16 protein-coding genes are annotated in these 14,256 nt (G+C 58.8%); 6 read left to right on the top strand and 10 right to left on the bottom strand.

Annotated features, from left to right (window positions below):
- Window positions 1-14 precede the first annotated feature (14 nt).
- The 4 genes from LC531_RS08720 to LC531_RS22890 all read left to right on the top strand — a co-directional run bounded on the left by LC531_RS08720 (window position 15) and on the right by LC531_RS22890 (window position 3,386).
- Window positions 15-401 carry a DUF4296 domain-containing protein gene (locus LC531_RS08720; protein WP_223649914.1) on the top strand — a complete coding sequence of 129 codons (387 nt, stop codon included), beginning with the start codon at window positions 15-17 and terminating at the stop codon, window positions 399-401.
- 56 nt (window positions 402-457) lie between these two features.
- The gene (locus LC531_RS08715) at window positions 458-1,387 is read left to right on the top strand and encodes an RHS repeat-associated core domain-containing protein (RefSeq protein WP_223649913.1); all 930 of its coding nucleotides are present in this window, start codon (window positions 458-460) and stop codon (window positions 1,385-1,387) included.
- Window positions 1,388-1,417: 30 nt separating this feature from the next.
- A complete protein-coding gene (locus LC531_RS08710; protein ID WP_223649912.1) occupies window positions 1,418-1,795 on the top strand; it encodes a hypothetical protein in 378 nt (125 codons plus the stop codon).
- A 253-nt stretch (window positions 1,796-2,048) separates the two neighbouring features.
- Window positions 2,049-3,386, top strand: coding sequence for an FG-GAP repeat domain-containing protein (locus LC531_RS22890; protein WP_223649911.1), 1,338 nt, complete (start codon window positions 2,049-2,051; stop codon window positions 3,384-3,386).
- Window positions 3,387-3,389: 3 nt separating this feature from the next.
- On the opposite strand, the gene LC531_RS08700 is transcribed toward LC531_RS22890, so the two are convergent.
- From LC531_RS08700 to hemG, 7 genes are all read right to left on the bottom strand, one after another.
- Window positions 3,390-3,722 (bottom strand): tRNA-binding protein, encoded by a 333-nt coding sequence (locus LC531_RS08700; protein ID WP_223649910.1) that lies wholly within the window; start codon window positions 3,720-3,722, stop codon window positions 3,390-3,392.
- Window positions 3,723-3,754: 32 nt separating this feature from the next.
- On the bottom strand, window positions 3,755-4,321 hold the full coding sequence (locus tag LC531_RS08695) for a DUF922 domain-containing protein (protein WP_223649909.1): 567 nt from the start codon (window positions 4,319-4,321) through the stop codon (window positions 3,755-3,757).
- Between the two features lie 131 nt (window positions 4,322-4,452).
- The gene (locus LC531_RS08690) at window positions 4,453-5,859 is read right to left on the bottom strand and encodes an MATE family efflux transporter (protein WP_223649908.1); all 1,407 of its coding nucleotides are present in this window, start codon (window positions 5,857-5,859) and stop codon (window positions 4,453-4,455) included.
- Window positions 5,860-6,041: 182 nt separating this feature from the next.
- Window positions 6,042-6,998: an L-histidine N(alpha)-methyltransferase gene (gene egtD, locus LC531_RS08685; protein ID WP_223649907.1), complete on the bottom strand. Its 957-nt coding sequence runs from the start codon at window positions 6,996-6,998 to the stop codon at window positions 6,042-6,044.
- 64 nt (window positions 6,999-7,062) lie between these two features.
- On the bottom strand, window positions 7,063-8,034 hold the full coding sequence (locus LC531_RS08680; RefSeq protein ID WP_336245503.1) for a TerC family protein: 972 nt from the start codon (window positions 8,032-8,034) through the stop codon (window positions 7,063-7,065).
- A 104-nt stretch (window positions 8,035-8,138) separates the two neighbouring features.
- Window positions 8,139-8,912, bottom strand: a complete 774-nt coding sequence (locus LC531_RS08675; RefSeq protein WP_223653906.1) for a polyprenol monophosphomannose synthase — start codon at window positions 8,910-8,912, stop codon at window positions 8,139-8,141.
- 84 nt (window positions 8,913-8,996) lie between these two features.
- Window positions 8,997-10,343 carry a protoporphyrinogen oxidase gene (hemG, locus tag LC531_RS08670; RefSeq protein ID WP_223649906.1) on the bottom strand — a complete coding sequence of 449 codons (1,347 nt, stop codon included), beginning with the start codon at window positions 10,341-10,343 and terminating at the stop codon, window positions 8,997-8,999.
- A 125-nt stretch (window positions 10,344-10,468) separates the two neighbouring features.
- Here hemG and LC531_RS08665 point away from each other — a divergent pair, with 125 nt between their 5' ends.
- Entirely contained in the window at window positions 10,469-10,972 is a 504-nt protein-coding gene (locus LC531_RS08665) for a D-glycero-alpha-D-manno-heptose-1,7-bisphosphate 7-phosphatase (RefSeq protein WP_223649905.1), read from the top strand.
- A 79-nt stretch (window positions 10,973-11,051) separates the two neighbouring features.
- Here LC531_RS08665 and LC531_RS08660 read toward each other — a convergent pair whose 3' ends face one another.
- The 3 genes from LC531_RS08660 to LC531_RS08650 form a co-directional block, all read right to left on the bottom strand.
- Window positions 11,052-11,960 (bottom strand): TIGR01777 family oxidoreductase, encoded by a 909-nt coding sequence (locus LC531_RS08660; protein WP_223649904.1) that lies wholly within the window; start codon window positions 11,958-11,960, stop codon window positions 11,052-11,054.
- A gap of 121 nt (window positions 11,961-12,081) precedes the next feature.
- A complete protein-coding gene (gene folE / locus LC531_RS08655) occupies window positions 12,082-12,765 on the bottom strand; it encodes a GTP cyclohydrolase I FolE (RefSeq protein ID WP_416138954.1) in 684 nt (227 codons plus the stop codon).
- Window positions 12,755-13,168: a 6-pyruvoyl trahydropterin synthase family protein gene (locus LC531_RS08650; protein ID WP_223649903.1), complete on the bottom strand. Its 414-nt coding sequence runs from the start codon at window positions 13,166-13,168 to the stop codon at window positions 12,755-12,757. The genes folE and LC531_RS08650 overlap by 11 nt, the downstream gene beginning before the upstream one ends.
- A gap of 247 nt (window positions 13,169-13,415) precedes the next feature.
- Between LC531_RS08650 and LC531_RS08645 the strand changes: the two genes are divergently transcribed.
- Window positions 13,416-14,096: a DNA repair ATPase gene (locus LC531_RS08645; protein WP_223649902.1), complete on the top strand. Its 681-nt coding sequence runs from the start codon at window positions 13,416-13,418 to the stop codon at window positions 14,094-14,096.
- The last annotated feature ends 160 nt before the right edge of the window (window positions 14,097-14,256 follow it).

Genomic DNA, 14,256 nt, shown 5'->3' with positions numbered 1-14,256 from the left:
ACGTATTTTTGGGGGTGAGATTATCGTTCATCCCCCGCGGCCTGCTGCTGGCGCTGCTGCTGGCCGCCCCCGGCTGCGAGCGCCCCGAGCAGGTACCCAAGCCGCCCCACCTGCTCACCAAAGACCAGATGGAGAGCCTGCTCGTACAAATTCACCTGCTCGAAAGCCGCATCGAGGGGAGCCGCCTGTCGCCCGATTCGGCCCGTGCCTTGTTTTTGAGCGAGCAGCGCGAGCTTTTCTGGCGCAATAACGTGCCGCCGGCCGACTCGACTTTCGAGCGCAGCTACCGTTACTACGCCGTCCATGCCAAAGACCTGGATGAGATTTACGTGGTCGTGGTTGACTCGCTAGCCGCGCGCGCCAAGAAAATGGGTGGTACCGGCGTGCCCCGCCACTACTAGTGCGCTCGGCTGCCGTAGCAAACCGGAGCAAGGAGTAGTTTAACGACGGCTCGCCCTTGCAGGATGAGCTGCTGGGCACGGAGGCCGGAATTTACAGCACGTTCTACCGCAGTTACGACCCAGCTACTGGACGCTTTACGGGGGTGGACCCACTGGCTGATACTACGCCTGATTGGACTCCCTATCAGTTTGCGCTCGGTAATCCAATCGCAGCTAATGACCCAACAGGGGCACTGTCGGAATTCAGTTCGTGGGGTGAATTAATTGATGCCTTTTTTAATGGTTCTGCGGACGAAGGGAGCTATAGCAGTGGGGGTGGAGGCGGAAGCGATGGGGGTATCACCAAAAATTCTGATGTAATGCAAAGAAATGGGATTTGGGGCTCTTTTTCTCAAACCAACAGATATGATAATTCATCGGAGCGAATTATTGGCAATAACGTAAACCTTGGTAATTTCTCGGTTATTGCTACATTTAATGCATTACCTAAAGCTTTTCAATTAGGACTAAATTTCAATAGTGGTTTTAGAGAAGGTGACCCTGCTTTTGGTGAAACGTCTCTTTCAGCATCTGGTGGCGTTGGCTTATTAAGTCTTGAAGGAACGGGAGTTGATTTAGCACTCAAACATAGTTATGGAGTTGAATCATTGCGCTCTTTCGCAGAGCGAAGAACATTAGGGATTTCTAGTATAATTGGTAAGTCTTTAGGACTTGTAGGAGCAGCAGCCACACTCATTGAGAGTGCAAATGATGATAATGGTCTTACTTATGGTGATGCAGCTAAAGTAGTTCTTGGCCTTGCCTTTACTTTTTGCCCACCATTGGCAGTAGCAGGAATAGTATTTGCAGTAGCTGATATTGGTGTGCAACTTGCATCTGGTAAATCTATCTCCGATAGGCTTGGCACTGGCATTGATGCCGCAATTGAAGGCCAAGGTTTTAACTCAAATATTAAAGAATCAGTAGTCAGTGCATTTCCTCATTAATGAAGATTATTACTTATAAGTAATATTTATATGAGTAATTTATTTAACTATGTTTTTTATAGAATAGCTAAATTTTACTACAAATGGGATGGTAGTGATTCAAGTACTGCTATTATTGCAATTAGTGGAATTCAAGTACTGTATGTTGCTCTTTTATTTTCTACACTCATCAGAGTTAATTTTACACGTCATCAAATTAACCCATATTCTAAAAGTATAGAAATAGTTGGATTTTTTTCAATTTTAATACTAGTATATTTAAATAGTAAAAAGTATGAGGGTCTTTATAATTTATTAAGAAATAAATGGATAAATGAAACATATACTCAAGGTTTTTTTCGTGGGCTGGGAGTGTGGGTAATAGCATTATTTCCCTTGTTAGGAATGTTATTTTTAGCTATTATTTAAGTTATACCCATAATCCTATTTGCTGGTTCGGGATTAGTGATTACAGATATCATTAACTCCAGCTAAGATGGTCGACATGACATTGCCCTATTTTATTTTTTATTTTGTTAAACGCAATTGTATCAAGAAATTATAATAAATGGTTAATTTTTTTAATATGAAATTTTTTGTGCTGCACCTATTGATACTACTTAGGTTAAGTACTGCTAGCGCTCAAACTGGCCCGGCTGTTCGCTTACAAGCAGATGCTGTAGTGACGCTACCACCCGGTGCTGGCCTGAGTGCCCTAGCCACTAACGACTTCAACCACGATGGCCACCGCGACATCGCCGTGTGCGAGCGCAGCCTGGGCCAGGTGGCCCTCTATATGCGCTCGGCCGCTGGCACCTACCCCAAAGCTAAATTCACCTACGACGTAGGTCAATCACCCAGCGGGTTGGTTTCCTTCGGTCGGAACCGCAACGTCTACAGCGCCGACCTGATGGCTCTGAGCGGCCCCAGCAGCCAGTGGACGATGCTGCGCGACGACCAGGATACCACGGGCAACCTCGTACGCCGGGTACTGACCCCTGGCTTTGGTGCGAGCGTTCCTAGCCCGCGCCCCGTGCTGACGCAGGCCGACGTGGACCAGGACGGTACCCCCGATTTCGTCTACATCTACCCGGCCTATTTCGGGAGCTACATGGCTTACGACAGTTATTACAACGATACCTACATCCCCATTCCCCATACTTACCGCCAGTACTCGGCTGCCTATTTTAATCGGACGGCCAACGCCTCCATGAACCTGGCGCTGGCTGACTTCGACCTGAATGGCTTCCTGGACGAAGTAGTGGCTGACTCGACCGATAATACGGTGCACATTATCGCCAATTTCCAGCTGGAACTGGCTTCCATCCGCTCCAGCGCCCGCGGGCCGGTGCACACCAGCGCTCAGGATATTGATAATGACATGCTGGCTGACCTGGCCATTGCTTACGCAGGCAGTAACGAGGTAGTCGTGCTGCGCACCGCGCCCAACTTCGTCTTCAATCGGGGCTACTCCTACACTCTACCCGCCTCGCCCCGGCGGGTACTGCTGGCCGACCTTAACCGCGACTCCTACCCCGAGTTACTGGTCGTAACAGCGGATAACAAGCTACGCGTTTACCAGCATGACGGCTCAGGTTCTGCTCTTAGCTACGCCACGATTCCCCCTGTGGTGCTGGCCACGGGAGTCAATCCATCGGTCTTGCAAGTGGCCGACCTCAACAACGACTCATACCCCGATATCATCGTGGGCTGTGCGGGTGACAACACGGTGCATACTTACCTGAACCGTTCCAGCACCGTTACGGCCAGCCGAGCCAGCCAGTTGCTGGCGGACGTTGAGGTGTACCCAACCCTGGCTACCGACCACGTAACTATTCACGCACCTACTGCCCAGCCCTTGGAGGCTGCCCTGCTGGATGAAGTGGGTCGCCCGGTGTGGCAGCAGCAGCTGACCGGTACGACCAACTTAGTACCCACGGGTGACTTACCTCGCGGCCTATATCTATTGCGGCTGGTCGGTGCGGAGGGCATCCGTACTACCCGGCTGGTGCTTCGCTAAGTGCTAGTGCACCCGGCTGCCGTTGGGCACGGGGCCGGCCACCGCCAGCAGCACCGGGTGGCCGGCGGCATCGGGTGCGGCCAGCACCAGCACTTCGGAGCGAAACGGGCCGATTTGCTTGGGTGGAAAATTGACCACGGCCAGCACCTGCCGCCCCGCCAGCGTGGCCGGGGAGTAGTGGCGCGTGAGCTGGGCACTCGATTTTTTGAGACCGATTTCGGGCCCAAAATCCAGTACCAGCTGGTAAGCCGGGCGGTGGGCCCGCGCAAATTCGCGCGCCTCCACGATGGTGCCCACCCGAATATCAACGCGCGCAAACTCGTCCCAGGTCAGCATAAGCAGGGGTAGGGGGTAGGGCCAAAAGTAACTCAGGCGTCTTCTTCGGCAAAGTCGGCCAGGTCCAGCAGCTGCTGGTGCACCTGGGCTTCCCACTGCGCCTGGCGCTCGTGCTGCAGGCCGTGGTTGGTGTCGAGGTCGTAGTCGTCCTCTGCCTTCTGCCAGGCCGCGTAGGCCGCCTGGCTGAGGCGGTTGAAGCGGTCGCCGAGCTGGTTGCAGGGCAGGCGCAGGGCGGCCAGCTGCTGGCGCAGGCGGCGCGCGTACACTTCCGCGATGTCGAAGTGCAGCTGCTCGTGGCGCAGCAGCGCGGGTGTCAGGCGGGCCGGGTCGCGCACCCAGGAGGCAGTCGGGGTAAAGCTTGCCTGCGCAGTGCCCACGAAAATATTATCGCGGCAAATGGCCCCGGTGTTGATATTGGCCGAAGTGAGGGCGGCGTGCGTTTGGCCGGGCCGGGGCCGGCCCTGAAAGTCGGTCACCCGCAGTGGCCGGCCAGCCGACCAGCGAATGGACCCCGCCGGCAGCGGCACGGCAGCCTGCGCGAACGCTGTTTTAATGGATAATAAGCTTACTACTAAAATAATTGCCGAAAGAAAGCGCATCGGAATAATTAATGGGGGTAGAAATAATTAAAAACCCGTTTGTCATGACGAGCGAAGCGCGGTCATGACAAACGATTTTCCGTAAATCTTATTTCTATCTAATTCCCATTCGCCCCGGCAAGTTCCGCCACTTAGCCGGCCGGCTGGCCCAGAATGGCCATCTCCTCGGCGTGGGCGAAATCTTCGGCCGGGGTTTCTGCGGCCGGGCCCGCGCTGCCCGGCGCGCTCAGGCGGCGAAAGCGGCGCAGTAGCACGCCCGCCACCACCGTGAGGCCCGTGAGCAGCCCCAGCCACACGCCCGGCGCGCCCAGCTTCAGCCCAAAGCCCAGGCCGTAGCCCAGGGGTAGGGCCAGCGCCCAATAAGCCAGCAGGGCCACCACCGAAGGGATTTTTACGTCTTCCAGGCCCCGCAGCGCGCCCAGGCCCACTACTTGCAGGCCATCCGACACCTGGAACGCCGCCGCGATGGCCAGCAGCGTGGCCGCTTGCGCCACTACGGCCGGGTCGGTATTATAAAATGGTGGAATAAAATGGCGAAACGCTACCAGCAGCAGCCCCATCGCGCTCATAAACCCAAACGCCAGCCAGTAGGCCGCAAAACCGGCCTGTCGCGCCCCCACCAAGTCGCCGCTGCCGCGCAGGTTACCCACCCGAATGGTGGCTGCCGCCGCGATGCCCGTGGCCGCCATGTACGTCACCGAAGCCACATTAATCGCAATCTGGTGCGCCGCCTGGGGCGTAGTGCCCAGCCAGCCAATCATCAAAAATGACAGGCTGAACGCGCCCACTTCCAGCATCATCTGCATGCCGATGGGTAGGCCCAGCGCCAGCTGGCCACGCAGCTCGGCCAGGCCAGGCCGCAGCCAGGCCGCCGCCACGGCCGGGCGCTTGGGGCCAAGCTCGCGGTTGCGCAGCACGAACTGCGCCATCAGCAGCGCCATGCCCAGGCGCGAGATGAGCGTAGCCCAGGCCGAGCCCATCAGCCCCATCTTTGGCGCGCCAAAGTGCCCGAAGATGAGCGCATAGCACAGCAGTGCGTTCAGCACGTTGGCCGCGATGGAGAGTTGCATGGCCTGGCGGGTGAGCCCCAGCCCCTCGGCCCACTCCCGGAAGCCCTGAAACACCATCAGCGGCAGCAGCGACAGGCCCACCAACCGCACCCAGGGCGTGGCCAGCGCCACCACTTCGGCCGATTGCCCCAGGTGGGGTAGGGCCAGTGGCAGCAGCTGGCTCAGGGCGGCCAGCAGCGTGCCTACCAGCATGTTAACCCATACCGTGCCCACCAGCAGGCGGCCCAGCGCCTCGTCGTCGCCGCGCCCATTGGCGGCCGCCACCCGCGGCACCGCCCCCATGCTAATGCCCAGCCCCAGCACCAGCAGCAAGGAAGTAGTGCTCACGCCCATACCCACCGCATCGAGCGGCAGCTTGCCCAAATGCCCCACCAGCACCGAGTCGGTCACGCCCACCAGAATGTGGCCGAGCTGGCTCAGCACCACGGGGTAGGCCAAAAGAATAGTCGGGCGGAGGTGGGATTTCACAGGTTAATTACTGATTGCTAGCTTTATACAAGTACAAGCGCGTCCTGCTGACGCGGAAGCATCTCGCCCGCGTAACTAACCTCAAGCGTCAGAGATTACTTGCGCAGTAGAGATGCTTCGACAAGCGGACGCCAGATGAGCAGGACGTACTACTGAATTTTAACAGCCTCAAAATTACGGCCCTACCCCTCCACCGCCAGCACCACATCGGCAAAGTCGCCGGCCTCGTCCTGGAAAACCTCGACCACCCGCAGGCCCGCCGTAGCGGCCAATTCAGTTATCTGGGGGAGGGTAAATTTATAAGAGCTTTCGGTCTGAATGGCCTCCCAGGCGGCTATTTCGAAGGTTTGGCCGGCCAGCGCGGCTACCTGCACGGTCTGGGCGCGGCGGCTCACCAGCCACGAGCGCATAGCCCCGGTGCTGGGGTCGTAATCGGGAAAGTGCTGCCACTGTGCCAGGTCAAAGTTGGCTCCGGCCTCGGCATTGAGTCGGCGCAGCAGGTTAAAATTAAACTCGGCCGTGACGCCTTGCGCATCGTCGTAGGCTGCCCGGATGCGGCGTGGGTCCTTGCGCAGGTCGAAGCCCACCAGCAGGCGGTCGGCGGGCGTGAGCGGCCGGGCCAGCGCCCGCAGAAACTCCGCCTGCTCGGCCGGCGCGAAGTTGCCGATGTTCGAGCCCAGAAAGAGCACCGCCTTAGCTTCGGGCCGCTCGGCCAGGGCCGTGAGCGCGGCCCCGTACTCGGCGGCCAGCGGCGCGGTGGGCAGGGCCGGCAGCTCCTGCCGTAGCGAGGCCACCAGCTCCTCTAAAGCCGAGGCCGAAATATCCACTGGTACGTAAATGATGGATAGGGTTTGGCCCAGTAATTCGCGTAGCAATAGCTTGGTTTTTAGGCCATCGCCCGCGCCCAGCTCTACCACGTCCAGTGGCTGCCCGGCCGCCGCACCTGCCGCCAGCGCCCGCCCAATAGCCGCGCCCTGCGCCCGAAAAATAGCCAGCTCTGTGCGGGTGGGGTAGTACTCCGGCAGCCCCATTATCTGCTGGAAAAGCCGACTGCCCGCTGCATCGTAGAAATACTTGGAAGAAAGCGTTTTCGGCACCTGGGCAAAGCCCGCGGCCAAGTGTTCGGCAAGGTGATTCAAAGGAGTGATTAGTGTTTAGTAATTGGTGAGTAGTGACTGCTAATTAAGCACTACTCACTACCCGTTATGCATTATTTTTCGGCCGTAGCAGCGAGGCGACTACCGCGCCCAGCAGCAGCGCGCCCACCACGCCCAGGGAAACCGGCACGGATAGCTCAAAGTTGAAGTGTTCGCGTAAAAAACTTTCTGTCAACAATTTACCGCCGATAAAAATTAGAATGAGCGCCAACCCGTAGTGCAGGTAGTGAAAGAGCACCATGAGGCGCGCCAGGGCGAAATACAGCGCCCGCAGGCCCAGCAGCGCAAATACGTTGGAGGTGTACACGATAAACGTATCGCGGGTGATGGCCAGGATGGCCGGAATCGAGTCGGCGGCAAAAACCACGTCAGTCGTCTCAATCATGACTAGCACCACCAGCAAGGGGGTAGCGAAGCGCACGCCTTCGCGCCGGGTAAAAAACCGGCCCCCGTCGAGCTGCCGCGTAATGGGCAGGTGCCGGCTCAAAAACCGCACGACAATATTGCCGCTCGGGTCAATTTCGGGCTCGCCGTCGCCGCTGAGCGCCATGCGCGCCCCCGTATACACCAAAAATGCGCCCAGAATATAGAGTAGAAAGTGAAACTTGGCCAGCAGCGCCGCCCCGGCCACGATGAACACGCCCCGCAGCACCAGCGCCCCCAGCACGCCCCAGAACAGGATGCGGTGCTGGTACTCGGCCGGCACCTTAAAGTAGGTGAAAAGGAGTAGGAACACGAACAGGTTGTCCACGCTCAGCGCCTTTTCGATGAGGTAGCCCGTCAGCCATTGCAGGCCGGCCGCGTGGCCCATCATGCGGTATACCAGAAAATTAAAGCTCAGCGAGAGCGCTATCCAAAAAGCGCTCCAGCCCAGTGCCTCGCGCATGCCCACGGCGTGTGCCCGGCGATTAAATACCAATAAATCGAGCAACAAGAGCCCGATTATCAACAGGTTAAATAGAATCCAGAAAAGGGGAGTGGCTTGCATCCGGTAGCGTTGTGCTTTCTCAGTACGCAAAAATGCCAGCCTAGGGTAAGCTTTCGCTGGCCGGGGAGTGGAATGGGAGGTAGGGTTCGGCTGGCCGTTTTAGCCTCTTCGACGGGCAACCGGCCAGCGAAAGCTTATCCTAGGCTCACGCTTGGTTGGCCCTGCGGTGCGGTATCGGTGCGGCGCGGCGGGTGCACCCAGCTGCTGAGCTTCATTTGCACTACCCCTACCAACGCCTCCCGGAAGATGCCTTTCGACATCTTGGACTGCCCCCGCGTGCGGTCGGTGAAGATAATCGGCACTTCCTTCAGCCGGAAACCCAGGCAGTAGGCCAGCCACTTCATCTCAATCTGGAAAGCGTAGCCCACGAAGTGAATCCGGCTCAGGTCGATGGCCCGCAGCACCCGCGCCGAGTAGCACTTGAAGCCCGCCGTGGCATCGTGAATGGGCATTCCGGTCACGAAGCGCACGTATTTGGAGGCGAAATACGACATTAGCACCCGGCTCATGGGCCAGTTCACCACGTTTACGCCGTCGCTGTAGCGCGAGCCGATGGCCAGGTCGTAGCCCTGCACGGCGCAGGTGTCGTAGAGGCGCAGCAGGTCCTGGGGGTTGTGCGAAAAGTCGGCATCCATCTCAAACACAAAATCGTAGCCTCGCGCCAGCGCCCAGCGAAAGCCAAAAATATAGGCCGTGCCCAGGCCCTGCTTACCAGCCCGCTCCTCCAGAAAGAGCCGGCCCCCAAACGCTGGCAATAGCCCGCGCACAACCGCGCCCGTGCCGTCGGGCGAGCCGTCGTCAATTATCAGGACGTGAAACTCTTTCGGCAGTCCCAGTACTGCCCGAATAACAAGCTCCACGTTATCCCGCTCGTTGTACGTCGGTATTAAAACTAAGCCGGCAGCCACTTTACTCATCGCTCACAAAGATAACGCGGGTAAGGATTGGGTTGCGTAACTGACAAGTTGAAAGGAGAAAGGAGGAATTTTATTTCAACAGCTACTTCTTCCCTCCTCGTTCCCCATTTTTTCCGCTACCTGCCGGGCGTACTTCACGCAGTCGGGCACGCTCACGCCGGCCTGCCAGTTGGCCACCGCCACGATGCCCTGCGCCGCCAGCGGGGCCACGGCCGCCCGCGCCGCCGCCAGGTGCGCGCCAAACTGCGGAATGCTGCGCGCCCAGTAGTAGCGCCCCTGCCAGCGCGGCGCTTCGCTAATAGCGTAGAGGCGGCGCAGCTCCGCATCCACGGCCGCCAGCTGCGCGGCTTCCGGCTCTTGGGCCTGCCGCGCAAACTGGCTACCTCCCACAAAGCTGGTAAACAGCACCTGCCCGGCCGGCACCCGGTCCGGGAATAGCGAGCTGGTCCAGATGGAGCCCGCCGAATACGTGCCCTCCACCCGCGGATTCAGCGCCCCGAAGCCCGCCAGCGGGTGCCCCACGGCCGCCCGGTCGTAGGCCGAGTACACGAGCGTCAGGGGGGGGTAGGGCACGGCCGCCAGCGCCGCCGCCGCCGCCGGGTGCAGCGGCCGCAGCAGCTCGGCCGCCGCGTAGGCGGGCAGCGCCAGGGCGATGTTGGTGTAAGTAGTGTTGCTCGCTGTTGGTTGCTTGCTACTTGCTACTTGATACTTGTTGATTGCCAGTTGCTTAATCGCGCTGACAGCCGCGCCTGAATGGTAGCTGCTGAGCCGGGCGGCCAGCGCATCGGTCAGCGTTTGCACACCGCCGCGCAGCGTAATGGTGCGGCGGCGGGTGGCTTTGGGGCCTTTGGCCAAGCCGCGCAGCAGCGAGCCGTGCCGCGCCTCCAGGGCCGCCAGCTGCGGAAACGTGAGCGAAAGCAGCAGCTCGGTCGGGTCGCCGGCGTAAATACCCGCCACGAACGGGTTCACGGCGTACTGCACCACTTCGGGCCCGAAGTGACGCGCAAAAAACGCGGCCACCGTTTCGCCCGGCACGGGGGGGGTAGGGCGGCGCAGCAACTCGCCCAGTAGCCGCAGCTTGGTTTTCCAGCTAAAAAAAGAGCTGGCCAGCAGCGCCGGCGGCGAAGCCGGCAGCGCCCGGTACTGGCCCCCGCGCAGCACGTAGCGGTGCTGGCTCACCGGGGCCGCTTCCTGAATCTGGTCGGCCAGGCCCAGCTCGGTCAGTAGTTCTTCAAGCTCGGGGCTGAGCAGCAAGGAGTTGGGGCCGGCTTCGAGCTGGTAGCCGGCAAGGGGGTAGGGCGAGTGCAGGTTGCCACCCGCCCGCTCGCTGGCCTCAAACAGGTCGTAGGCCACGCCGGCTTTTTGCAGATAGTAAGCCAGCGTGAGCCCCGTAAGGCCCCCGCCGATAATAGCAATGCGCATGGTTGGTTGTTGATTGGGGAGGGTTACTTGGTGATTGGGGGGTAGGAACGCGCAAATAGTGAGAGCTTTGCGTTTTGCTGATTCAACAATCAACTAGCAGCCCTCAACCATTAGCCAGTCAACCTATGAACCGCGCCATTTTTCTGGACCGCGACGGCGTACTGAACGAGGAAATGGGCGATTACGTCTGGACGCCCGCGCGCTTCCGCATCTGCCCCGGCGTGCCCGAGAGCCTGGCCCGCCTCAAGGCCGCCGGCTATTATTTAATCGTCATCACCAACCAGGCCGGCATTGCTAAAAGGCTTTATACGAGCGCCGACGTGCGGGCCTGCCACGAGATTCTGCAGCAAGCCTGCGATTATCAGCTCGATGCGCTGTATTTCGCCGCCAGCCATCCCTCCGTCAGCGAGTCCATCTTGCGCAAGCCCGACTCCGGGATGCTCGAAAAAGCGGTGGCCCGCTTTCGTCTCGACCCGGCCTGCTGCTGGCTGGTAGGCGACCGCGCCCGCGACCTCGAAGCTGGGGCCCGGCTCGGCGTGCCCGGCATCCTGGTGGGCTATGCCGAGCCGTTGACCTATGCCCCCCGCGCCGCCGACTTGCGGGCGGCAACGAAAATAATTTTGCAGTAGTGTGGACTCTGCGAGTCCGCGCGTGGTAGCGTTGAACAACTTTTCTATTGTGCGGACTCTGCAGAGTCCACGCTACTACTCATTCGTAAAAAGAGGCCAGCGCCGCCGGCAGTTCTGGGTATTCGTAGGTGAAGCCCTGGCTGAGCACCTTATCGGCGCTCACGCGCTGCGAGCCCAGCACGATTTCGCTCATCTCACCCATCGCCAGCTTCAGGCCAAAAGCGGGTACCTTGGGTAGCAGCAGCGGGCGGTGCATGGCCTGCGCCAGCGTTTCGGTAAACTCTTGGTTGGTAACCGGATGCGGGGCCACGGCGTTGTACTCGCCCTGCCAGAGTGGGTCTTCCAGCATCCGCGCCAGCAGGCGGCACAGGTCATCGAGGTGAATCCAGCTCATGTACTGCCGGCCCGAGCCCAGCGGCGCACCCGCGCCGTAGCGCACGGTTTTGGCAATCGGCACTAGCGCCCCGCCCGCGGGGCTGAGCACGATGCCAATGCGCGGCAGCACTACCCGCGGCCCTAGCTCGGCCACGCGCCGGGCGGCGGCCTCCCATTGAATTACCACGTCGGCCAGGAAATCATCGGCCGGGGCCGCAGTAGGCGAGTCCTCGTACAAAAGCTCGTCGCCCCGGTCACCATAAATGCCAATGGCCGATGCCGATAACAGCGTCTGCACGTGGTGGCCGGGCTTAGCCAGCTCGCGATGCAGCAGTTCCAGCCCATCGAGGCGCGAGCGCAGAATCTCGTGCTTGCGCTCGGCCGTCCACTTGCCCTCGGCCACGCTGCTGCCCGCCAGGTTCACGATGCCATCGGCGTAGGGCACGGCGGCCGGGTCAACAGTGCCCGCCTGCGGGTCCCAGCCAAAGAGCCGGAAATGGCTGGCTCGCTGCGGCTCGCGCGTGAGCAGGGCCACCTCGTGGCCGCCGTCCAGCAGCAGCTCGGCCAGCCGCTGCCCAATCATACCCGTGCCGCCAGTGATGAGGATTTTCATGGTTTTCGTTTTTCGTTGCTCCTTATGTCCGTTTTTCGTCGCTCGTTTTTCGTGTTGCTGGCCAGCAGCGCACTAGGCTGCTAAGAAAGGAAAAGGAAAACGAGCAGCGAAAAACGAAATATTACTTGCCAATCTGGCGCAAAAAATCATTACGCAACGTACTGTCTTCTAAGAACCTACCTCCATATTCGCTGGTGATAGTCGAACTGCTGGTGTCGTTCACGCCGCGGCTCATTACGCAGAGGTGGTCGGCTTCAATGAGCACGGCCACGTCGTCGGTGCCCAGGCTTTGGCGCAGGTGCTCGGCTACCTGGCGCGTGAGGCGCTCCTGCACCTGCGGGCGGCGGGCGTAGTATTGCACTACCCGGTTAAGTTTACTCAGGCCAACCACATGGCTACCAGGCAAGTAGGCCACGTGGGCCTTTCCCACGATGGGCACGAAATGATGCTCGCAACACGAAAACACCGTGATGTCGCGCTCTACTAGTAGCTGCTGGTACTGGTAGCGGTTCTCAAAAAGCCGCACCTCGGGGCGGTGGGCTGGGTTTAGGCCGTTAAACCACTCTTGAACGTACATTTTGGCCACCCGGCGCGGGGTGCCGGCCAGGCTGTCATCGGTTAGGTCGAGGCCCAGCTCCTGCATAATAGCCCGAAAGTGGCCCGCGATAGCGGTAATCTTCTGCTCGTCGGGCTCATCGAAGGCGTCGGGGCGTAGCGGCGTGCGCAGGCCAGGGGGTAGGTGGTCATCCGGGTGGTCGGCCACCGGCATGGGGCTGGCAGCAGGTACGGCAATGTTATTCTCCATAATATTCCACAAAATTACGGTCTGTTTCGTGCAGCGTCACGGCCAGCGTGAGCGTGGGGGGTAGGGCCGCCCGCAGCCGCCGCCAAATCACCACCGCGATATTCTCGGCCGTAGGGTTTAGCGCCCGAAAATCCTCTGTGTCCAGGTTAAGATTGCGGTGGTCGAACCGATTGATAACCTGCTCTTTCACAATGTCACCGAGCTGTTTGAGGTCAAACACGTAGCCCGTTTCGGGGTCTATTTCGCCGGTCAGGCGCACAGTCAGGTTGTAGTTATGGCCGTGATAGTTGGGGTTGTTGCACTTGCCAAATACGGCTTGGTTGCGCGCCTCATCCCAAGCTGGGTTGTGCAGGCGGTGGGCGGCGTTAAAGTGCTCGGCTCGGCAAATAGTAAGTTGGGGCATGAGGTTTGTAACCGTCGAAAACTGGTTTTGTTAGGCTGGCATGAGCGAGTGGGTTTGTGGTACTTAAACAAGAAAAAATAAATTATCAAAAAAAAAGTACTACTGCCTGTTTCAATTGCCAATAAGTCCTTAAATTTGGCCATCCAGAAGGTTATAGAACCACTTAACATTGCACTTTTTATAGTTTAACCTTTCTTTTACCCTGCTTTATTTTGTAACAATGAAACGAAACGTACTACTACTATTTATGCTCCTGCTTGGAGCCTTGCACGTGTCAGCCCAACGCTCACCCGTGGACGAGGCGGACCAGAATATCAATAACATTCCCCGTAAAGGCCAGCGCGTGAGCATGCAGCTCGACAATAAGCGCGTAGAAACTGCCTGGCTGAAGCAGCTCAACGACCAGTTTCCGGGGAAGGTCAAGAATAACAAGGGCACCATTACGATGGATGGGGTCACGATTACTGATATCTCGCCCACGCCCGTTCGCGTTATCAGCCGCGTCGATGCCCTACCCACTGGCACCGGCGTATGGTGGAGCATCGACCTGGGTAACGCCTACCTCGGTCAGGCCGCCACGCCTACCCAGTGGAAGGCCGCTGAGAAGTACCTCAAAGACTTTGCCCGCGCTATGTACCGCGAAGACCTGGTAGCCCAGATTACGGATGCCGAGAAGGCACTCGTAACCTCGCAGAACAACCACGTGGCCGTTATCGCCAAGGCGGACGCCGTGAAGAAGGAAATCGAAAAGAACAAGGCCCGTAAGCTTGAAATTCAGCAACTGCTAGGGGCCAATGCGGCAGAGCTGCAGCAGCTTAACAACCAGGTTGACACCAACTTGAAAGAGCAGGAGGCCGCTCGCGCCGACATCGTGAATCAGCGCGTGGCCCTGGAGGCCGTGAAGGAGCGCATGGGGAAAATTGAGTAGATTTTGGGGAGGTAGAAGGTAGGAGTTGAGCGTCAGGAGTTAAAGAATAGGGGACGGTACATGCTTGCTAGCGTGTCGTCCCCTGTTTTTTTAACTCCTGACGCTTAACTCCTAACCTCAAAAAAGCTAACTTCTACCCGCTGCCTTGCGTTGGATAGCC

This window comes from Hymenobacter psoromatis (assembly GCF_020012125.1).
GTDB lineage: Bacteria > Bacteroidota > Bacteroidia > Cytophagales > Hymenobacteraceae > Hymenobacter > Hymenobacter psoromatis.
Note: the sequence above shows the minus strand (reverse complement) of the source record. Positions and strands in the feature narration are given on the sequence as shown.

What these genes read in the sequence shown, in the direction of transcription:
- LC531_RS08710 (WP_223649912.1), top strand. Translation starts at nt 1,418, where the DNA reads ATGAGTAATTTATTTAACTATGTTTTTTATAGAATAGCTAAATTTTAC.
- LC531_RS08700 (WP_223649910.1), bottom strand. Translation starts at nt 3,722, where the DNA reads ATGCTGACCTGGGACGAGTTTGCGCGCGTTGATATTCGGGTGGGCACC.
- LC531_RS08695 (WP_223649909.1), bottom strand. Translation starts at nt 4,321, where the DNA reads ATGCGCTTTCTTTCGGCAATTATTTTAGTAGTAAGCTTATTATCCATT.
- hemG (WP_223649906.1), bottom strand. Translation starts at nt 10,343, where the DNA reads ATGCGCATTGCTATTATCGGCGGGGGCCTTACGGGGCTCACGCTGGCT.
- LC531_RS08665 (WP_223649905.1), top strand. Translation starts at nt 10,469, where the DNA reads ATGAACCGCGCCATTTTTCTGGACCGCGACGGCGTACTGAACGAGGAA.
- LC531_RS08660 (WP_223649904.1), bottom strand. Translation starts at nt 11,960, where the DNA reads ATGAAAATCCTCATCACTGGCGGCACGGGTATGATTGGGCAGCGGCTG.
- folE (WP_416138954.1), bottom strand. Translation starts at nt 12,765, where the DNA reads ATGGAGAATAACATTGCCGTACCTGCTGCCAGCCCCATGCCGGTGGCC.
- LC531_RS08650 (WP_223649903.1), bottom strand. Translation starts at nt 13,168, where the DNA reads ATGCCCCAACTTACTATTTGCCGAGCCGAGCACTTTAACGCCGCCCAC.
- LC531_RS08645 (WP_223649902.1), top strand. Translation starts at nt 13,416, where the DNA reads ATGCTCCTGCTTGGAGCCTTGCACGTGTCAGCCCAACGCTCACCCGTG.